The following is a 21,698-nucleotide window of genomic DNA, read 5'->3' on the forward strand; positions in this document are numbered from 1 at the left end:
CTATTTCTCCGTAATCGTAATGTCGTTATAGAGTGACTCCACTTTTTCTGCACTGCATAGCCCGATGGAATAGGCAGTGGCAGATCCTGAAGATGTTCCAAGACGGAAGGCATCCTCGATGCTGTACCCTTTTTTCAACCCTGCAAGGAAGCCCGCCACAGTGGAGTCCCCTGCTCCTACCGAGCTCTTCAGCTCACCATTCGGAACAGAAGAGACGAATACACGATCTCCGGTAAGAAGCAAAGCACCTTTTTCCGCCATCGATACAATGACGTTCCTCGCACCTTTTTCAAGGAGTTTCCGTCCGTAGTGAATCGCATCGTCTTCAGATTGGATCTCCACATTGAACATTTCACCAAGTTCATGATGATTCGGCTTGATGAGATAAGGAGCAAGCGGCAGGACTGGTTCGATCAGGTTCTTTTCAGCGTCGATCACTACCTTGGTACCCTGTTCACGGCACTGAGAAGCAATCTGATGATAGAACGTCTTCGGCACGGAAGATGGGATGCTGCCTGCCAGCACCAGGACATCTTCATCTGTCAGGGAAGAAATTTTCCCGAGAAGCTCATCCAGATGTTCCTCGCTGATTTCCGGTCCGCTTCCGTTGATTTCCGTTTCATCGTCCGATTTCACTTTTACGTTGATCCGGGAAATCCCGCCCACCTCAACGAAATCGGTACGGACGTCTTCTCGCTGCAGGAATTGCTTGATATATTCTCCCGTAAAACCGGATGCAAAGCCCAAAGCGGCGCTTTCAACGCCAAGCGTATGAAGGACACGGGATACATTGATCCCCTTCCCGCCCGGCAGTGCTGCTTCGGTTTCGCTCCTGTTCAAGCCGCCTTTTGTAAAATCGACAACCTCCATAATGTAGTCAACCGAAGGGTTTAATGTCAGTGTATAGATCATGTTGTCACAACCTTTATCGTAGTTTGTTTCATAATGGCGGTATCTTGCTCTTCATCAAGAGCATTCGTGATGACCATTGCTTTATCTATATCAACGATTTTACTGAATGAAATTTCTCCGAATTTGGAATCATCGGTGAGGAACATGGCTTCCCTTGATAGTTCAATCGCCACCCGTTTCACCTGTGCTTCTTCCGGATCGGGGGTTGTAAACCCATATTGAGCATGGATACCGTTTGCCCCCATGAAGGCTTTGTCGAACCGATAATGCTTTAAGGATTCGACAGCCCCGCTCCCGATCATCGCCTTGGTGGTCTGCTTGACCATTCCTCCTATGAGATAGGTTTTGAATCCCTTTTGCAAAAGAAGATCGACGTGGGTCAATCCGTTGGTGACAACCACGATATCCATCTGCGGAAGATAGTCAATCAGGCTTAGCGTAGAGGTTCCGGCATCCAGGAAGATACAATCTCCATCTTCTATGAGGCTCGCGGCGTATTGACCGATCAGTCGTTTCTCATGAAGGTTTTTGGAAGATTTTTCAGATACACTCAGTTCTTTCAGTTTGCCTTGAAGTCTGGATGCACCACCGTGTACTCGCTTGAGGAATTTCTCCTGTTCAAGCTGCGTCAGATCACGACGGATGGTAGATTCAGAAGCGTCTGTCATATCGACGATTTCGTGGATTTTGATCGTTTCCTTATCTTTTAACAGGTCAAGGATGATGCGGTGCCTTTCGTCGGTCAACATGTTTTCTCCTACTTTCTAATCACTTTGCATACCTTATTATAATGACAACGTTTACAGAAATCAATCATTTTCTTTCATAAATGAGCACATTCTTTCAAAAACAATCATCGTTTATCATCAAAAATCATGTTTTAGAATTTAATGGAGGTATAAATGGGAGTGGTTCGTTTCATTTCGCTGCGGGAGCTCGCTTTCCGCGGGGCGTGCGGTAAGCCGCTTCGGCGTTGCCTGCAGGGTCTTACCTGCACGCCTTTCCGCAGGAGTCGAGCTCCCTTCGCTTCATTTCACTCTGTGGTTATTTGATGGGTGAAGTGCACCTCTTCGTTGGTTGGGGTGATCATGTTTCTCTTGGTATGATCAATTTTTCTACTGAACGAGTGTTTGCAGGTCGCTCGGCGCTGCCTGCAAGAACCTTACTGCACGCTTTTCCGAAGAGTCGAATTTCCTTCGCTTCATTCCACTCTGTAGTATTTCACTGGTGACAGTCTACATTCTTATCACCACGGAAGAATCAGGTTTATATGATTGGTTCTCTTTTTCATCTCATATTTTCTTGTTTAAACACAATCGGAATACAAAAAACTGCCTGGTGATCCTAAAGGATCTTCCAGGCAGTTCTTTGGTTATTGTTCTGTTTGAGCCGAGTCTGATTCTTGGGTGCTTTTCGGATTCGGATTGTTGTAGTTATAGTCTGAACGGTTGATTGGCTTGAAGCCTTCCGGCGTATAGAATCTCAAGAGGTCTTCATAGACCACTTTATCTGAGAGTTCCAGGCGCTTATTCGCTTCTTTACTTGCGTCGTCACAGGCTTTGGCATCTGCCTCATCGACTGGTTCACCCGTTTCATTGTTGTAGCATACACCTTTGATGTCGGAGTACTTATCCGTGATCACATCACCGTTACGGAACGGTACGATTTGTTTGTGCTCTTTGGACAGCATATCCTGACCGAAGCTCATATAATCCGTTGTGTCGATTCCAAGAAGATGGAATACGGTCGGACGTACGTCGATTTGTCCGCTGTACGTATGGTCGACCCCGCCTTCAGCTCCAGAGTTCAGGATCAGAAGTGGTACACGTTGCAGCTGTGCGTTATCAAAATCGGTGATTTCTTCTTTGCCAAGGACTTCAGCCATGGCTTTGTTATGGTTCTCTGAGATACCATAGTGATCACCGTAAAGGACGATCATGGTGTCGTCATAGAGACCATTTTCCTTCAGGTCGTTGACGAAGTCTTCCAGCGCTTCATCCATATAGTGGGCCGTTTGGAAGTATCGGTTCACGACACCATCTTTTGTATCACCCTGACCGAAATCGGTATCCTCTTCATGACGGTCGAACGGGAAATGGTTCGATAGTGAGATGAACTTACTGTAGAACGGCTGTTTCATTGACTTGAGCAACGGGATGGACTCTTCGAAGAACGGTTTATCCTTCAATCCATATGGAAGTTGTTCTTCCGGTTTGCTCATATCGTAATAAGTGGCATCAAAGAATTGATCATATCCCATTGAGCGATACATTTCAGAACGGTTCCAGAACGTTTTGTAGTTCCCGTGGAAGACCGCTGATGAGTATCCTTCCCCTTTAAGGATGGCCGGTGATGACTGATACGTATTGTTCGCATGCGTCATGAATACGGCCCCTTGCGGAAGTGGGTATAGGGAGTTTTCCATGATGAATTCCGCATCTGACGTTTTCCCTTGACCCGTTTGATGGAAGAGGTTATCGAAGTAGATGGCCTCTTTGTCATCAATGAGGGAATTAAGGAACGGTGTGATTTCTTCTCCGTTAAGGTCTCTGCCGATCACGAAGGATTGCAGGGACTCCATGGAGATGTAGATGACGTTTTTACCTTTTGCTTTACCGAAATATTCCGGGTTCGGCTCAGCTTTGTTCGCCTTCACATAGTTCTCGACCTCGGACACTTCGTTGCTGTCTGCCAGCGCGCGTTTTGCAGAGGTCTTGGAGTTTTGGATGACGTCATAGATCGTAAAGTTGTTCATACCGAGGTATTTCACCAAATAGTTACGGTCGAAGCTTCTAGTCAAAAGCTCAGGACGGTCGATATTGGCAAGACCAAGGTTCAACAGGAAGATCAGAACCGCTGATGTCATGAGTGCCATGACGGAGCGGAAACGCAGTTTTTCCTGTACTTTCACTTTCTTGAAGAGCATAAGGCCGATGATAATGAAGAAATCCAGGAAGTAAAGGATATCCCATGGTCTGAGAAGCTCAAGGGCCGAGCTTCCAAGTCCGTTATTCGTCTTCGCTTGAAGAAGAACCGGCACTGTAATGAAGTCATTGAAGAATCGGTAGTAAACGACGTTTGCATAAAGCAGGAACGACATCAGGAAATTGATGACGAGGAACGCCGCGTTGCGTCCTTTTCCTTTCCAGAAGAGCGCGATCGCGAAGAACAGGAGCGCCGAACTCAACGGATTGAGGAACAGCAGGAAATGCTGCATCGCATTCTGGATGCCCAACTCGAACTCTGAAACATATACGGCATAGGTCTTGACCCAGAATAATCCTACGACAATGAAAAAGAACGTAAGCTTACCTGTGCGGAGATCCTCAAACTGTGTTTTAAAGAAATTTTTAACGAAGTTCATATTTCATCACCTTTTTCAAGTCAACCTGGGTTGGACTTGTATTTTTCGGTTCAAGACCGATTGGATTTATGAAGAGTGTTTCATGAATGTAAAGACCAATTGAATCAACAGAATGTATTATAACAAAAATCATTTTCCTTTGTATAACAATTTAATGTAATTCGTCTCAAAAATGTTTCAAGGGGATTCGACAATTTGTCACATTTGAAGGGGAAAGCTTGTGATGATACACTTCTTTACTATCTGCAAAATGGACGGTGCTTATCAGGCTGCAACAATGTACTAGATCTGCTACAAATATCCATAGGCGATGTGTCATCAGAGAAGGTATTTCCCCCATTTTACAAACCCCAAACAATTTTTACATGAGAAAAATATACCAAACTCATTATATGTGCCCTGGATCATAATAGGACAAATCAGAAAGAGATGAGGCCCTGCTTGGCCCCATCTCCCCTTTATACCTGCGTGAATTGCTTCAATAAGAATTTCTCGACAACTTCTGCGACCCCGTCCTCCATATTCGATGGGGCCACATAATCGGCTATCTCTTTAATGTCGGCAGGTGCATTGCCCATGGCGACACCTAGACCGGCAAACTCCAGCATTGTCAGATCATTATAGCTGTCCCCGACCGCGATCACCTCTTCAGCTGTGATCCCCATCGTTTTGATCAGCATATCCAAGCTCGCCCCTTTTGTTACTCCCGGCTCGGTCAGTTCTAAGAAGAACGGCTTGGATCTCATGGCGCTGAGCTCTCCGTCAAGCTCCTCCTGCAATTGCTTCTCCACTTCCGCCAACCTCTCTGCATCCTTCAGCATGAGGGCCTTGACGGCAGGGCGGTCGACCGCCTCCTTGAAGCTTGGGACGACCTTCACTGAGAGTCCGGTAAGCTTGGCTTCAATATCGGCAAATTCATTTTCCTCTTCGACGATGATGGCGTCATCCACGTACGTAAGGATGCCCACATCTTCCCTTTTGCTGATATCATACAGGCGGTGAAGCGATTCTTTTGAGAGGGTCCTGCTGTAGAGTTCTTCCCCTGTTTCGCAGTTGATGACCTTGGATCCGTTAAATGAAAGAATATAGCTGCCATAACGGGCCAGCTCAAGTTCTTCCGCCACCCACTTCATTCCATAAGTAGGGCGCCCTGAAGCAAGGACCACCTTCACGCCTTCTTGTTGTGCCTGCAGTAGCGCTTCTTTGGTTCGAGGAGAGATGGACTGGTCGTCCCTCAATAGGGTGTCATCCAGGTCGAGAACGATCATTTTATAGGTCATATGATGAACTTCCTTTCACATGTTGCTAAAGATTGTAGTAGTGTAACACGATTCATGAATGTTGAGAAGACACCCTCAGCGCCGATTCATTTCGATCCGGTATTTGTAGCTGTCCCCTCGGTAGATCGACCAGACGAGCTCGAACGGCCTTCCATCCTCGAGATGGGTCACCCGCTGAATCAAGAGGACCGGCTGCCCCTCTTCCATCATGAGATGTTGGGCATCCTCATCTGTCACGAGGGCCGCTTCCACGGTTTGTGTCCCGTGGCTGATCCTCATCTGTCGATTTTCTTCTATATAATGATATAACGATTTTTCGAAGATCTTTTGATCAAGCTCCGGGAAAAGGCTCACTGGGTTATAACTTGTCTCAACCGCAAGCGGCTCTTGATCGGCAAGACGGATCCGCTTCAACTTATAGACGGGGTCCCCCGGCGAAATGGCGAGCGCCTCAGCCACTTGCTCCCCGGCCTTCACCTGTTCGAAGTAAAGAAGCTTGCTTCCCGAAGCCAATCCGCGCCGCTCCATGTCTTCGCTGAAGCTCGTCAACCCTTGGAGGTTTTGTTCAAACTTACGGTGGGAAACAAACGTCCCTCGCCCCTTTTCCCTGAAGAGGATGTTCTGGTTCACCAGATTGGTCAGGGCTTGCCGCACCGTCATCCTGCTGATTTTGAACTCTTCTGAAAGCTCCCTCTCGGAGGGCATGATATCACCGGGCTTCCATTCCCCGGATTCAATCTGTTGTTTAAGGTATTCCTCGAGTTGGTAATATAAAGGAAGAGGCGATTGTTTATTGATCATCGATCTTCTCCTTCCGTTCCATTCGTTTCCCCTATCGTAGCACATTCAGCATGTATAGACCACTTCTTCTTATTGCTGCAGATATTCAATGTCTTCCGCAAAACCAAACTGGTATAGACATCTATACTTTTTATTGTATAATAAGAGTAACAACGCAACAAAGGAGCGGATACGTATGAACAGCAAACCCATCATTCTTCTTGGCGGCACCATTTATGGGGAAGACGGGGTCATTCAGGAGGGCTACATGAAAATCGAAGACGGATCGATCTCCTCCATGGGCAGCAAACAAGAACTTCATTCGATGGAAGGCTGCGAAGTGGTCCAAGTGCCGACGGAGTATTCCATCATACCGGGACTGATCGATGTACACATTCACGGAGCAAATGGGTCCGATACGATGGACGCTACAAAGGAAAGCCTCGATGTCATGACAGCCATCCTTCCAGCGGAAGGGACGACCAGCTTCCTGGCCACCACGATCACAGAGAAGAGAGCAGTCATCGAGGATGCCCTGAAAAATGTCCGTGACTATATGGAGCGGCATCAGCATGCGGGACAGGCAGAGATCCTCGGCATCCATCTGGAAGGTCCGTTCATCAACCCCGGGCGCGCAGGTGCCCAACCCGTACAGAGCATCTTGAAACCGGACCTTGAAGCATTCATGAAATGGGAGCAATTGTCCGGGGGGACCATCAAGCTCGTCACACTTGCTCCTGAACTCGATGGAGACCACGCCCTGATTTCCTACCTGCGCAGCAAGGGGATCGTCGCCTCGGCGGGACATACGAGTGCAACCTATGAACAAATGGAGAATGCCATCGATGCGGGTCTCTCCCACGTGACTCACCTCTTCAATCAGATGAGCGGGCTGCACCACCGGGAACCCGGTGTCGTCGGAGCCGCTTTTGCCCGCCCGGAACTGATGGTCGAACTGATTGCCGACGGTGTACACGTAAAACCCGAAGTCGTCAACATTGCTTACCGACAGGTGACGGATGAGCGCTTCATCCTCATTACAGACTCCATGAGAGCAAAATGTCTGAAAAATGGACAATACGACCTTGGTGGACAGATGGTCACAGTAAAAGATGGAGTGGCCTTGCTCGATCCAGATACCCTGGCAGGAAGCGTCCTGAAAATGAATCACGCCTTCACGAACGTTCAGGACTTCACCGGCGCCGGTATGGAAAATGCCATCAGAATGGCCTCTGAGAATCCGGCAAGGCAGCTTGGTGTCTTCGACCGCAAAGGAAGCCTGAAGGCCGGCAAAGATGCAGACATCGTGATTATGGATGCAGCACAGAAGATCATGGCGACATACTGCAACGGAACGCTCGCATATGAGAGGAAGGAGGATTCCCATGAAACTGATTGAAGTGAAGGATTACGACGAAATGAGCCAGCGCGCAGCTGACCTTATCATCGGAAAGATCCAATCGATCAAAAAGCCCGTACTTGGTCTGGCAACCGGCGGGACGCCGAAAGGACTGTATGAAGCCCTGATCCATGATCATGAACAGAACGGAACAAGCTATGGGGATGTGACCAGTTTCAATCTTGATGAATATATCGGCCTGCCTAAAGAGGATCCGAACAGCTATTATCACTACATGGACTCGAATCTGTTCAATCATATCGATATCCCGGAAGATGCCGTTCATTTGCCGTCCGGTACGAGGGAAGATCTTGAAGAAGAATGCATGGACTATGACGCCATGATCGAGAAGACCGGTGGAATCGACCTCCAGCTTCTTGGCATCGGGGAAAACGGGCATATCGGGTTTAATGAACCAGGAACGTCATTTGCTTCGGGGACGCATATCGTGGACCTTGCACCCTCTACCAGGGAGGCCAATGCCCGTTATTTCGACTCCCTCGCGGAAGTGCCTAAACGCGCCATCACGATGGGGATCGCCACGATCATGAAAAGCCGGGAGATCGTGCTTCTGGTTTCAGGCAAGGCGAAGCAGGAAGCGATGAAACGATTGTTCGAAGGAGAAATCACGGAGGACTTTCCCGCATCCATCCTCAATCAACACCCGCACGTTACGGTCATTGCAGATGAAGAAGCCCTCGAGTTGGTCCATCAGCTGAAAACAATCGGTCAAAAATGAAAAAGAGGCATCCTGGTCGACGGATGCCTCTTTCTTATTCACTTTTGATGCGGTAATGGTGGGACGAAAGCGGGGTGAATCCCAACTTCTCATACAACCCGATGGCTGGTGCATTGCTTTTGACCACTTGCAGGTAGCTGTAACCGGCACCAAGGGCTCTTCCCCATTCCAATAGACTGGAGACAAGCTTCTTAGCGATCCCCTTCCCCCTGCTCTTTTCACCCACGACGATATTGCTTATACAACACAAATCTCCTTCACAGACTGCTGTACCTACGGCAAGGGTGAGACCGGCTTCCCGATAGACAGCAAATGCTTTTTTTCCATTAATGCGTGAAAAGATCGCTTGATAGGCAGACGCCCTTTCATTTGGAAAACCTTCCAACGATAGAAAAGAATGAAGCCAGGCATCGTCAGCTTCGTCAACCAGGAGTATATCCCCTTCATGCAAATCCGGAGGTGACAGGATGCCAGCCTCTTTCACCATGGTGTAACATTCATCGATCTTTTCATACCCGTTCCGCTCAAGCTCTTCGTCGATTCCACTTGGGGAACTAGCACTAATCATAAAAATAGCAGAAAGTCCGAGCTTTTGATAGAAATGCTCAGTTGTTTCGATCCATCCGGGGGAAGGCTCCCCGATTGTCAGGACGCTGTTCGCCCTCTTCGTCACTCCGTATGTAGCACGCAACTTCCAATCTCCTAAGGACTCTGATTGAACACTCGGCCATGATGCTGCAGCGTGGCGTTCCACTTCTTCGATTGCAAGCTCTCTCATCCCTCTACTCCTTGATATTTTATACATAAAACATACCAATAATAGAATAATTATTCAATAAATGGTCGCGTAATGAATGGACTATTCATTTTGTGCCAAACATAAAAAATTATCGTTTTTGTATTGCAATTCTCCCACTCTGACGTTATAATATAAAAGTATCCTCAGTGAGGGAATACGCCATACATATTCTTCATGGGGCATTAGCTCAGCTGGGAGAGCGCTACGCTGGCAGCGTAGAGGTCAGGGGTTCGAGCCCCCTATGCTCCATACATACGACACAGAAAAAGAACGGCTTCCACGGAAGCCGTTCTTTTTTGTCTCTTCATTGAATGTCATACCGCTTTTCTTCTATAGTATTATCCTGCAGATCCAATCCGTCTTCCCTCCCGCACCAGCCACTCACCGGTCCTCCACTGCCTATCTTCCTTTTCACTGTAGTATAGATCCAACCGGATCCCCAATCCCGGCCAGGGGCTCTTTATGAAAAGCGATCGAAAATGACCCTCTAGTCCCTGGATGGAAAAGGCAACCGGCGATGGAAGAAGCTTCTCCAATTCGCTGCGCGTCGCTTTTGTATAAAGGGCAAACTGCAAATACGGCAGATCAGCGTACTCATCATATACCCACTCAAACTTCGGGGCCCTATCATATGAAAAAGTCCGTATGTCATCATGAAATTCTTCGTCTGTTGAAGGAATGGTGAAGGGCCATTCCTCCCCTGGATACCGGTAAAGGGATGTTCCTTTACTCAAGGACGTTCTGAAGGTTTGCCACTCCCTCTCCCCCACCTGCCGCGTGGGGATATTCAGGCCGACATGGTCCACGCCTTCAATGAGATCCTGAAGTAAATCTGCGCACTCCTCTATGCTGATGACGCCCCAGGTGCATTCCGGCAGTTGAGGGATCTCCCCTTGTCCCATCGGTGAAGGTGAAACGGTCATCCCTTCCAAGATGAGACGGGCGTCTTCATCCCCTCCTTCCAAGCAGATTTCCGGATGCTTGACGGAGGAGCGCATCAACCTCACTTCAGGCTTGGCGATTCCCTGCAAAGAGGGATTTTGAAGAGGGCGTATGAACCCGATCAAGGCATCGACCCACTCATTATGTTCCGGCAGTAAGATAGTAATGTACTGTATTCTCATCTGCGATACCCCTTTCTTTCTTCTTCATCATACAATCGGAAGGCTATTTCCTCCTGTCTTTATACGCCATGAAAAGACAGGTCATGGAATAAACAGGACCCATCTCCTGCTTCATAATGAGGTAGAATGAGAAGGAGGTGATGCAATGAAAAAGAACACATGGATCATCTTGGCAGCCGCCATCATTTTCATCCTCCTTTTCGCTTGGCTACTTTCCCGGGAGTCTGGAGTCGAGAAGGTGCTCAATCACTATACAAAAGAGAAGTACGGATTCAATGTCACCATCATGAGCACGAAACATGAGCATCCGACCATCTTCATCGTCAAGAGGACGGACCAACCGGAAGTCGTTTTCCTGATGGAAATGGAAGAAAAAACATTCTCATCCAAGGTCCTCTATGATAATTATGGTGAAGCCGGGCTCCTCCTGGAATTCAATAAGTGGCTCGAGGACTCCCCGGAAGCTGCAACGTTGAAAACACTCGGATTTGAGCATCCCCATTTGACCAACTACTACAGGGACGGGGATACATGGGATCTGCATGACCTTGAAACAGCACTCTTTCTGTACAGGAAGATGCCTTTGGAGGAATCCGATGCCGAAGCATTGGCAGGAGCGGCCTCTTCCCTAACAACCATCAAAGACGAGCTCACCAAGACCGGTTTTGAACTCACCATTGTGGAAGTCAATGAACTCTCTGACTATCCCGCCCTTTATGAACATCAGTCCGATGTCATTTCTACGAAAAATACCAGGACATTCAATTTCCGGCAGTTGGAGGGTATTGATTCGGCAGAAGATGCCAGGAAGTTGCTGGATTGAAAAGGACCGCCCAGTGTATCTGGACGGCCCCTCCTTACTCTTTGCCGATGATTCTCCACCCTCTCCTTTTTTCCATACCTACCTCATGGAGTACGACCCCGCCCCCATGTGCCTCATCCACTGCTCCAAGAGAGCGCCCGCTATTCAGGACATTGAAAGCGAAGGTACCATCTCCCAGAGGGGTCACCTCCCACTGTTGGTTTCGATAGCCAAGATCGTCCCATACTTGAAGCGCATCCCCGCGCATACTTCCCGAGGCGTCGAGTACCTTCCCACTGTCAATAGCCGTCACGCTGTAGCCGCCTCCTGGACGAAGGGAGAATTCCCATCGCTGAACGGGATCTCCCATCAACACGGTGGAGCCGTTTTCCACCGGTGATTCCAGTGCAAGGCCTTGAACCCCTCTTGATATCGTGTACGCCTCCCTGCTGTCGACCACGGTCTCCCCCTTCAGCTTTCCACCTTTGGTTTTCGCCGTGATGATGCTGCGGCCGCTTCCTTTCATCGTGATGTCTGCTTCCCCGGTCCCCTTATCCCGGACTTCGACCGCTTCGGGGTTGGAGGACGACCAGTGGATGGCAGAGGATGAGTCGGACCTGACGGAGAGGGTATGACTCTCGCCCTTCTTCAGGCTCAACCGATCATGATCCATTTGAAGGCGTTCCCCATTGGCTTCCTTCCATACCGTGTCCAGGGGATACACATCGAACTGGTGGACCTTAATGTTTCCAACGGTGGACGTCAGGCTCATACCGTCACTCGCCCCGTCCGGAAAAATGAGATTTGAGAAAGCGATCTCTCCATCCCCTGCAAAAACCTCCACAGAAGACCCGTCAACAAAGATGCGCAGCTTCACTCGCCTGTCGGCTGGATCCATTCCTGCTTCATGCCTCGTGGAGAATTTCTCGGAGAAATCGACCTCTCCCGACCTGGAGCGATCAACATACATCGTCTGTCCCGCCCCTTCGAATCCGACGAGGGTCTCCTGGTCCCCTGACTCTCTCAGCCCGATTTCAAATCCTGAATCATCCTCCAGCAGCTCTATATCCGCCTCGATTTCATAAGCGATACCTGTAGTTCCGGCCAGGGGGTTCTTTGAATCCGGGGAGAGCGAGATCACTCCGAAGGATGTTTTGTTCCCGCGGATTCCCTTCAATTCCCCAATGGGACGTTGGACCATTCGGACCTCTCCGTCAGCCAACGTTTTCAGCTCCCACTCCCTCGGTATGCTCATCTGACCGTTCCAGGGGGACGTCGGATAAGCAAATGGGTAGTCCCAGTTGCTCATCCATCCGAGTGAGATCCGGCGACCGTCCTCTTTTGGAATATCCGAAAAGGACATCGTTGCATACATTTCTTTTCCGTATTCATTCTTCAGTACGGTCCCCGCAGGATGATCACTGACGAATTTCTTTCCATCAAATGATCCGATGAAATATTCGGTATCGGATCCGTCTGTTTTGGGATTCGCTCCCATGCTGATGGATAGGACCCATTTTTGATTGCCTTCATCCCCATCAACAGCTAGCGGGAAGAAATCAGGGCATTCCCATACTCCGCCCCTGACATAGTCTCCATATCCGAATGAGTCGATCATTTCCCAATCGATGAGGTTCTTGGAGGTGAAGAACCGGATGTGATCGCCTCCGGAGATGACCATGACCCATTGATCCCTTTCCTCATCACGGACGACTTTGGGATCCCGGAAGTCCCATCCACCGCTATCATAAAACTCACCGATATTCGGAATGATCGGATTCCCTTCATGGAACTGCCATGATCGTCCTTCATCCTTGCTGTAGGCCAGCCCCACTTTTTGATCCCCATTCGGTTTTGATGGGTTGAAGGAGGTGTAGTACGCGATCATCCCGGAACCTTGCTCCGGGAAGAGGCCAGAAGAATTATCGTGGTCGATGACGGCAGACCCGCTCCAGGCGTGCCCCATCTCATTCCAGGGAATGGCGATGGGCAGCCTCTTCCAATGGACGAGATCGGTACTGACAGCATGTGCCCACTTACCGCCGTCCTGATGAAAGAGATGATATTCCCCTTTGTAATAGACAAGTCCATTCGGATCGCTCGCATATCCCCTTGCCTGGGTATAGTGATATTGAGGACGGTATAGTTCACTGTAATACTCCTCGTGCGGCGTCGCATACACATGCTGGAAGATGGCACTGCCGTTATACACATTCAACCCGAATCTCCCTTCGGAATAAGCGGGATCGACAACATCGATTGCAGGTTCTTCATATCCGTCCACATATACCTTGATCGATGCCCCACGACGTGGAGTTCGACATGGTGGGTCTGTCCCGGGGAAAGTTCCCGTTTGGATTCCCCGATTGTCCGATCCCCCTTCAGATCCAGGAGCCGAATCCGATCAAGGTTCGGATCGACTTGAAGCATATATCCGGATGCCCCATCGGACCTGAAGATCAAACCGGCCGTCCCGTAGGAAGAATCATCTTGGATAGTCACATCGCCCTCCAGGATAAAATCATTCCCAACAGTGGTGGCCATGCGGAATGCGTTGTCTTCACCATCACTGGTACCCATCACCCCTTGCAAATGGGGGAGCCACTCTCCCCTGTCAGGGGTCCACCCTTCAAGGTTCCCTTCGAACCCGCTCACCCTCGCATCCTGGAAGACGGCTCCTTTTTCAGCCGCGAACCCCAGATATCCTTCAGTCGTACCCACCTCCTCATCGGTCAGGAGCGGGCCTGGGTCTTCCCCCCAGAAAACGTGGACCTTGCCGCTCTCTGCCACGATCTTCACATGATACAGGATATCTTCTTGTATCCCGGTTGAAACCGACTGCAGGGTCTTTCCTCCTTTCAGGTCCACTAAACGGATCAGGTCCCGCTTTTCGTCGACTTCCACTTGCCATCCTCCCTCCCCTGTAGCATCAATCCCGAAGATCAGGGATGCCGAAGAGTCAGGTTCTGTCAGGTAAAGCCGGGTCTCGAAAGAGAAATCCTCCGCCTTTGTATCCGATAGGAGTTGTTGGTTCGTTTTCACTGATTTCAGACCGCCCGGGGTAAGCGCCCAACCCTTGCTCCCGATCTTCACCCCATCAAGGTTGGCACGCCACTCGCTTACGGTTGTCTGACGGAAATGGGCCTTGCCTTTTTCCACAAGGAATCCATGATGTCCGTGGACGGGGCCGGTCTCCACCCCTTGCATCACCTGATCCCCATCCAACCAAAGGCTTGCAGTTGTCCCATCGGTTCTCACCTTGATCGATACTTCCTTTTTGGACCGGAGCGCATGCTTTATTTTTTTCAAAACTTCCCCATCACTCCGTGACATGAGGATGACGCTATCTTTCTTCACGTTGAACTGGATCTCCACTCCCCCTTCTCCCCGTTCATCTGCACCGAGGATGAACGAGGCCGATTTGTCCGCGGTGATCGCTGTTTCATACTCTGCATATCCCCCCTTCTTATCCGCCGACACCATAAGGGCAGGGGCCTTTTTCCTTGCTTCTCCATCGACGTTCCCTTTCTTCCCCTGCTTCCAATCCCCCGATAATGGGACATAGCCGAAAATCGCATCATCCCCCTTTGCAGCAGAGCCGCTTGTACCAGATAGTGTCCATAATGACCCGAGCATCAAGATAACCCCCATCCACCTGAAAATATTCTTCACTCTCATTCTCCCTTCCTATTAATAAAGCGCTTACAAAACTACTTTATCAAACGGATGGATGGACGGATTCTACTCCTATCGGAACATGATGTTTAAATTTTTCCGATAAAAAAACGTCCCGGATATGCTTCCGGGACGTTTCGTACCTTTTACGCCGACCTGCGCTGCATGGCAAGGGCCGGGTTGTTCCAATTCTGGATCCAATTTTTAATGGCCGTGAGGATGATGATCAGTCCGAGTATGAGCATCACGATGGAAAGAATCCCGTTGAGCACATTGTATCCAGACGCTGCCTGATTCAGATATACGTTCTTGACCATCCAGTAACCGGCATAGTTGACGGTCACATACAGATAGGCAAGCGGAATCAAACAGGTGAGCATGTATCTTCTCTTGTCCGCGACCTTGAGGATGATGGTCGCTCCGATGATCAGTCCGATCGAGGCCATGAGCTGATTGGATACCCCGAAGAGGGCCCAGACGGAACCGATATCACCCGAGAAGAGCAGATATCCCCACAGGAGGCAGGCAAGGGCACTCGCAAAGATGTTCCCTGGTATCCAGTCCACACGCTTCAGCGGTTTGTAGAATGCACCTCCAAAGTCTTGGATCAAGTAGCGTGCCACCCGTGTACCGGAATCAATCGCCGTCAAGATGAACAGGGCTTCAAACATGATGACGAATTGGAAGAAGAACGAAGCCAGTTTATCGAACCAGGCAATGTCGGTGAAGATATAGGTCATCCCGACCGCGAGCGTGACCGCACCGCCCGTTCTTCCTTCAAGATTGAGCCCGATCTCTTCACTCAGCTTCGGAAGGTCGACCGTGGACATCCCGAGCGTCTTGAAAACTTCCGGAGTGGCGTTGATGGCGAAGTAGTCACCCGGATGAAGGGCAGTGGCCGCAACCAATGCCATGATTGCCACCACACATTCCACCAGCATGGCACCGAAGCCGACCGACTTGATATCACGCCAGCGATCGAGCATCTTCGGTGTCGTACCTGATCCGACGAATGCATGGAACCCGGAAATGGCACCACAGGCAATGGTAATCGAAATGAACGGCCACACAGGACCATTCAGGACAGGACCTCCTCCGTGGATGAATTCTGTAAAGGCCGGCATCTGAATGGAAGGATTCACGACGAAAACTCCGGCAATGAGGGCCACGAACACCCCGATTTTCATGAAGCTGCTCAGATAATCCCGGGGTGCCAGAAGCAGCCAGACCGGCAGAGCCGCTGCGAAGAATGCATAGACTGGCAGAATGATGGATAGCGTCTTCACATCAAGTGTGAGCAGATCCCCAAGCTTGGTATCCTGGATGTAAGGACCCACGAAGACAGCCAGCATGATCAGCAGGAACCCGACGATGGAAGCCCCCTTCAGGTTACCTGTCTTGCGATGATATAGACCGACACCCATGGCAATCGGGATCGTGATCCCGACAGCAAATGTACCCCAAGGATTCCGCTCCAGTGCATGCAGGACGACCATGGATAGACCCGCCATCGTGATGGTGATGATGAACAACATGGCAAGTCCGGTACAGAATCCCGCTACCGGTCCAAGCTCCTTTTTTGCGACTTCAGCAAGGGATTCACCGTTTTGACGCATGGAGGCGAATAGGACGACGGCATCATGGACGGCCCCTCCAATCACGGCACCGATCAAAAGCCAAAGCAGGCCGGGCAAGTATCCGAACTGGGCGGCCAGGATCGGTCCGACCAAGGGACCAGCAGCAGCGATGGCGGCGAAATGGTGGCCGAATGTCACCCATTTACTGGTCGGGACATAATCCTTTCCATCCTCCAGCTCATGGGCCGGGGTCTTTCTCTTTTTCTCCATCTCTTCTAATTTCAAGACTTTCACAGCCATGAATGTACCGTAAAGCCGGTACGCAATCATCAGAATACAAATCGAACCGATCACCATCGTAATGGCATTCATCTCTCAAACCTCCCGTTGACGATTAAGTAGGTTCACTATATCAAATAAAACGCTTACTGATAGCGTTTTCATTATGAGGGGCCTGCAAATCGGATTGACCTGCAGAATTCGAGGGTTGAAATGCATCAGAAGCCGATCAGCTGCTTCAGTTCTTTCACATAGGTCCTGCTCACGGGTACTTTGGAGCCGTCTTTCATGATCAGGTTGTACGTTGAATTGAACCAGGGCTGTATCTCTTCAATGCATGTCAGCTGGATGATATAGCTTCTGTGCACCCTGAGGAAAGCAGGGGAGTCCAACCGTTTCTCCACCACGGATAAGGGCTCCGGTATCTGATAGACCGAGTCCACTGTCTTCAGTTCGGTTCTCCCTTCTGACGTACCGATATACACGATGGCGTCTTTATCGATCAGGAAGATCCTCTCATCCGTCGCGATGGCGAACTTCCCTGTATCGAGGTTCGGCCTGCTTTTCTTTTCTTCGACGGGTATCGACCGCTGCATCATCGACCGCACCTTGGCAATCGTCTGACGCACGCGCCCCTCCCCGAACGGCTTCAACAGATAGTCCACTGCATTCAGTTCAAAAGCTTCCAGTGCAAACTCATCATACGCCGTTGCAAAGATGATAAAAGGAGGCTGATCCATCTTGTTGATCTCCGTCGCCAACATAAGGCCGCTTTCCTCGGACAGCTCGATGTCCAGGAACAGGATGTCGGGCCTCTGTGAGCGGATCTGTTCCAGGGCATCTTCCACGTCCCCTGCTTGTCCCATGACTTCCACTTCATGGGTGCGCTTCAATAGGTAGGCGAGCTCATCCCTTGCGAGTGGCTCATCGTCTACTATAAATGCATTCAGCTTCATGATTGCAAACCTCCTGTACTCTCATAGGGAATCCGGATGGATATCTCCGTACCCGTCCCTACTTTACTCGTGATGGTAAATCGTGCGCGGTGACTGTAGATGCCATCCAACCTTTCCTTTATGTTCACGAGCGCCGTCCCTGTCCCGTGCTTGGACGGGACGGTTTCGTTCCCGAGGATCATGCGCTTTTCTTCGGGAATCCCATTCCCGTTGTCCGAGACCCTTATGTGGAGGTCGCTCCCCTCGATCGTGATCCTCACGAGGACCTCCCCCTTCTCCCTTCTGCGGGTGAAGGCGTGACGGATGCTGTTCTCGACGAGAGGCTGGAGGACAAACGGGGGCACGAGCCTTGCTTCAAGTCCCCGCTCCACTTCCCATGAAACCTCATATCGATCGGGAAATCTCGCCTGCTCAAGGGAAAGGTAGGCTTTCACATGCTCGATTTCCTTCTCAAGGGGAATGACCAGATTCCGGGCTCCCTGCAGATTGCTGCGGAAGAAGTGACTGAGCTCCTGCAGCAGCTCCCTCGCCTTTTCCGGCTGTGTCCGGCAGAGGACGGAAATCGTGTTGATCGAGTTGAATAGGAAATGCGGGTGGATCTGCGCCTGAAGGGCCTTTATTTCAGCGTCCTTCAGGAGCTTCAGCTGCTCTTCGGCATCCGCATGCTCAAGCTGCGTCGAGAACAGCTTGGCCAACCCTTCTGCGAGCTGCTGCTGCACTTCCGTCAGGGATGCGGGATCATGGAAGTACAGTTTCAACGTTCCCACCGTTTCCCCGTGCACTTTCAACGGAAGGACAACGGCAGCCAAAAGGGGGCAGTCTTCATTCCGGCACAGGATTTCCTCCCTGCTCTTCGCCATGAGGACCTCCCCTTGCTTCAATACTTTTTTCGTCAGTTCGGTGGCGAACCCCTTCGTTGGCTTGTGGTGATCCTCGGCAGACCCTACATGGGCCAGGACCCCTTCTGAATCTGTGATGGCAATCGCATCGGCCTCGGTCAGGTCCAGCATGATCCTGGCAACTTCCTGACAGGATTCTCCGTTCAATCCCTTACGAAAATACGGGAGCGTCCGGTCAGCAATCGTAAACGCTTTCGTTGTCTGCAAGGCCCTCGTCTTCTCCTGCTCCCGTACGATATTTTGGATGATCAGCATGAACAGGAGCATCCCGAGTCCATTCACGACGATCATCGGGAATGCGATGACTTCGACCAGTCGGAAAGCCCGGCTGAATGGATCTGTTAAGGCAAGGATCAGAAGCATCTGAACCGCTTCCATCGATACCCCCACGCCAACTGCGTAACCGGCCGTAATGGATTTTCGTTTTTTCCTCCAAAGGCCAAGATAGCCTGCCGCGCCCCCTGCCAGTACCGCCGAGACGGCACAGGCAGTGGCGGTGAATCCCCCAAGGAAGTAGCGGTGGATCCCCGATATGAGACCAACTCCGATCCCCACGACGGGACCTCCGAGGAGACCCCCGATCGTTATCCCCATGATCCGTGTGTTGGCGATGGCGCTATCCGGCTCCACTTCCATCAGCCATGTATTGCCCGTAATGGTTTCCGGGAAAATCTTAATGCCGGTATAATTGCTCACAACGCCGAGGAGGCCGAAGATCAGGACCAACAATACTTTATCCCTTCCCCCTTGATGTTGTTCAATGAGCTTCCTGAATGATTTCACTTGCGAGAACAAGAAGGCGGCAATGAGGACGATGCCTACTCGCTCGATCATCAGTGGAATGAGGTGGATCATGTCCCCCCTCCTTTCAGTCGTTTATGCCTATCTATCTTACGTCATCCTTCACTCCCCGACAACGGGAAAATAAAAGGCTTTCAATACATCTTTAAACCCTCACTTGAATCAGTGAGGGTTTTATTATCATGAAATCAGCTTATCATTCTTCGGGTTTTACGCTCCCGTGGGGAGATCGTGGCAAGCATCCCGGAAAAAATCAGGATGATACCTGCCCATTGAAATCGATCTGGGCGGAATCCTGACAGTAGGATATCAAGTAAAATGGCGACAGCGGGATCAATGAAAACCATGAAGGAAATGGTCTTGGCTGTCAAATGGCGTAGACTTTGAAAGAATAACAGGTACACAAAACCGGTGTGCACCACCCCTGTGAAAATTGAATACATCCATTGCTCTCTACTTAGAGAAAAAAAAACTGTGTAATCAACGAAGGGCAACAGGATAAGGAGTCCTATCACCATCTGGAGGAAGGTGACCAAATACAGGCTTGATTTCGTCACACTTTTCCCTAGCAACATGGTGGCGGCATAGAAGAAAGCAGCCATCACACCCCAGGCAATCCCTTCCCCGCCCAAGACGGGATGGCCGCCGGCTTTCAGTCCCATGATGGAGATTGTACCGATGAAACAAAGGGAGAGGGCAAGGAGCGTCCGCGTGGTCCACTTCTCCCTGAATAAGAACCTCCCTGCAATCAGGACGAATATGGGAGCAAGATGATACAGGGAGATCGCAATCGTTACGGATGTTTTTTCAAAAGATGCGTACAGGCAGATCCAGTTTAATAGATTTGCCACGGCGCATAATAAGATCATGCCCACTTCTCTCCGGTCCAACTTATCCATTCCACCCTCTCGCTTAACAAGCCAAACAACAAACAGGAGCAGGGCTGCACACAGAAGGCGGACGGCAATCAATTCTATGTATGGCAATCCGGTGAGTTTCGAGAAAAAACCGACGGATCCAAATAAGGCCATCGCCAAAGCGAAACGGAGCAATGAAGCTTGATGCATTCTGGCTTCCTCTTTTCTACGGATGTGCCGGTAGCCCATCCCTTTTCAAAATGTTGTTCCACATATGCTCAGGGATGACAAGTCTATGCCGACTATTCCTGGGGAGAAACGTATTGATATCACTCTGACGTCCACTTTGCACCTTTTCCATCCAGTCAGGCTCCATCAGGATTTCCCTCCCCAATCCAAACAGGGGCACTCCTTTTTTAATGACGGCAATGGCTTCATCAGGTGTATGGATGGACCCGAGGGTGAGAAAGCTTGTCCTTACTCCAATAACATCACGGAAAATCTCGGTCCGTGTCATGTTCAAGTTCGATCCGCTTCTCGGCATGGACCATACATTCTTTACGGAAAGATGAAGGTAAGATAACCCTTTATCTGCCAATGCATCGACAAGTTCGACCGTATCGTCCATTTTCAGTCCCGATTTCTCCGGTTCTTCCGGGGAGAAACGGTACCCGATAATGAATCCTTCCCTTGCATACAGGTCACGTACCCGCTTGATTTCATCGATGACTGCTTCTGCAAACCTCATCCGCTTCAATCGTGTCCCACCCCAGTGATCGGTTCGATGATTGGAAAATGGGGAGAAGAACTGCTGAATCAAATATCCGTTGGCTCCATGGATTTCCACTCCGTCGAAACCAGCTCGGATGGCGATATGAGCAGCTTGTCCAAAATCCCTGATCGTCTCCAGGATTTCCTCATGCGTCATCTCTCTGGGATGATATTCCCATCCACATCTTTCATACACTGTTGCTGTTACACCGCTTGGGCTGACGAGGCGCTCCCCATGAGTATACCCCGGAAGACTTTCACTCCCACCGTGATGTAATTGAAGGATCGCCTTAGCTCCCTTCTCCTTGATGATGGTAGAAAGCTTCGTTAGACCATCGATTGCTTCCTCCCCATATGCTTTCATCTGTCGGGGAAAGCTTGTGGCGACGGGGGAAATGGTGGCTGCAGCCGTGATGAACATCCCTGCCCCCCCAGCCCTTCTACCGTAATAAGCAAACTCTTCTTCTGACACTCTGCCATCCTCACACCCTGAATAGGTCGTCATGGGAGCGATCACAAGCCTGTTCTTAAGGATCGCATTGGGTGAAAGTACATATGGTGTCGTCAATTCAAGATACTGATTGTTCAATTTCATCCATCTCCTATCTGGTTTTTGTTCTATTAATAGTGTATTCTTCTATTTAACATAAGGGAAATGAATGTTAATTATCTTTACCATTAGAG

The 21,698-nt window shown here is 50.0% G+C and carries 17 protein-coding genes and 1 tRNA gene; 4 read left to right on the top strand and 14 right to left on the bottom strand.

The genetic code is table 11. From position 1 onward, the window contains the following. The 5 genes from pfkB to D5E69_RS17225 form a co-directional block, all read right to left on the bottom strand. Positions 1-912: a 1-phosphofructokinase gene (gene pfkB, locus D5E69_RS17205; RefSeq protein ID WP_159129951.1), complete on the bottom strand. Its 912-nt coding sequence runs from the start codon at positions 910-912 to the stop codon at positions 1-3. Beyond that, positions 909-1,661, bottom strand: a complete 753-nt coding sequence (locus D5E69_RS17210) for a DeoR/GlpR family DNA-binding transcription regulator (protein WP_048006959.1) — start codon at positions 1,659-1,661, stop codon at positions 909-911. Before D5E69_RS17210 ends, pfkB begins: the two co-directional genes overlap by 4 nt. 623 nt (positions 1,662-2,284) lie before the next feature. Continuing rightward, positions 2,285-4,276, bottom strand: a complete 1,992-nt coding sequence (ltaS, locus tag D5E69_RS17215) for a lipoteichoic acid synthase (RefSeq protein WP_048013245.1) — start codon at positions 4,274-4,276, stop codon at positions 2,285-2,287. 458 nt (positions 4,277-4,734) lie between these two features. Next, complete coding sequence (locus D5E69_RS17220) at positions 4,735-5,556, bottom strand: Cof-type HAD-IIB family hydrolase (protein WP_048006961.1); 822 nt, start codon at positions 5,554-5,556, stop codon at positions 4,735-4,737. A 75-nt stretch (positions 5,557-5,631) separates the two neighbouring features. Then, positions 5,632-6,357 (bottom strand): GntR family transcriptional regulator, encoded by a 726-nt coding sequence (locus tag D5E69_RS17225; protein ID WP_048006962.1) that lies wholly within the window; start codon positions 6,355-6,357, stop codon positions 5,632-5,634. 175 nt (positions 6,358-6,532) lie between these two features. On the opposite strand from D5E69_RS17225, the gene nagA reads away from it, so the two are divergent. Then, positions 6,533-7,735 carry an N-acetylglucosamine-6-phosphate deacetylase gene (gene nagA / locus D5E69_RS17230; protein ID WP_048013246.1) on the top strand — a complete coding sequence of 401 codons (1,203 nt, stop codon included), beginning with the start codon at positions 6,533-6,535 and terminating at the stop codon, positions 7,733-7,735. Then, positions 7,722-8,474: a glucosamine-6-phosphate deaminase gene (gene nagB / locus D5E69_RS17235; protein WP_159129952.1), complete on the top strand. Its 753-nt coding sequence runs from the start codon at positions 7,722-7,724 to the stop codon at positions 8,472-8,474. Before nagA ends, nagB begins: the two co-directional genes overlap by 14 nt. A 34-nt stretch (positions 8,475-8,508) precedes the next feature. On the opposite strand, the gene D5E69_RS17240 is transcribed toward nagB, so the two are convergent. Then, entirely contained in the window at positions 8,509-9,252 is a 744-nt protein-coding gene (locus D5E69_RS17240; protein WP_048006965.1) for a GNAT family N-acetyltransferase, read from the bottom strand. A 197-nt stretch (positions 9,253-9,449) separates the two neighbouring features. Between D5E69_RS17240 and D5E69_RS17245 the strand changes: the two genes are divergently transcribed. Next, positions 9,450-9,522, top strand: a tRNA-Ala gene (locus tag D5E69_RS17245). A gap of 89 nt (positions 9,523-9,611) precedes the next feature. On the opposite strand, the gene D5E69_RS17250 is transcribed toward D5E69_RS17245, so the two are convergent. Then, positions 9,612-10,397, bottom strand: a complete 786-nt coding sequence (locus tag D5E69_RS17250; RefSeq protein ID WP_159129953.1) for a hypothetical protein — start codon at positions 10,395-10,397, stop codon at positions 9,612-9,614. A gap of 145 nt (positions 10,398-10,542) precedes the next feature. Between D5E69_RS17250 and D5E69_RS17255 the strand changes: the two genes are divergently transcribed. Further along, complete coding sequence (locus tag D5E69_RS17255) at positions 10,543-11,220, top strand: hypothetical protein (RefSeq protein ID WP_048006966.1); 678 nt, start codon at positions 10,543-10,545, stop codon at positions 11,218-11,220. 34 nt (positions 11,221-11,254) lie between these two features. Here the strand turns inward: D5E69_RS17255 and D5E69_RS17260 are convergent, their stop codons facing one another. From D5E69_RS17260 to D5E69_RS17290, 7 genes are all read right to left on the bottom strand, one after another. Then, positions 11,255-13,483, bottom strand: coding sequence for a GH32 C-terminal domain-containing protein (locus D5E69_RS17260; RefSeq protein ID WP_159129954.1), 2,229 nt, complete (start codon positions 13,481-13,483; stop codon positions 11,255-11,257). Further along, positions 13,414-14,850, bottom strand: coding sequence for a hypothetical protein (locus D5E69_RS17265; protein ID WP_159129955.1), 1,437 nt, complete (start codon positions 14,848-14,850; stop codon positions 13,414-13,416). The genes D5E69_RS17260 and D5E69_RS17265 overlap by 70 nt, the downstream gene beginning before the upstream one ends. A gap of 170 nt (positions 14,851-15,020) precedes the next feature. Next, positions 15,021-16,823 (bottom strand): carbon starvation protein CstA, encoded by a 1,803-nt coding sequence (gene cstA, locus D5E69_RS17270; RefSeq protein WP_159129956.1) that lies wholly within the window; start codon positions 16,821-16,823, stop codon positions 15,021-15,023. A 125-nt stretch (positions 16,824-16,948) separates the two neighbouring features. Next, entirely contained in the window at positions 16,949-17,686 is a 738-nt protein-coding gene (locus D5E69_RS17275; protein ID WP_048013249.1) for a LytR/AlgR family response regulator transcription factor, read from the bottom strand. After that, entirely contained in the window at positions 17,683-19,440 is a 1,758-nt protein-coding gene (locus D5E69_RS17280; protein ID WP_048006969.1) for a sensor histidine kinase, read from the bottom strand. Before D5E69_RS17280 ends, D5E69_RS17275 begins: the two co-directional genes overlap by 4 nt. Positions 19,441-19,574: 134 nt before the next feature. After that, positions 19,575-20,453 (bottom strand): DMT family transporter, encoded by an 879-nt coding sequence (locus tag D5E69_RS17285; RefSeq protein WP_048006970.1) that lies wholly within the window; start codon positions 20,451-20,453, stop codon positions 19,575-19,577. A gap of 16 nt (positions 20,454-20,469) precedes the next feature. Beyond that, entirely contained in the window at positions 20,470-21,603 is a 1,134-nt protein-coding gene (locus D5E69_RS17290) for an NADH-dependent flavin oxidoreductase (protein WP_048007197.1), read from the bottom strand. Positions 21,604-21,698 lie beyond the last annotated feature (95 nt).

Origin of the sequence: Rossellomorea marisflavi (assembly GCF_009806575.1) — a bacterium.
GTDB lineage: Bacteria > Bacillota > Bacilli > Bacillales > Bacillaceae_B > Rossellomorea > Rossellomorea marisflavi_A.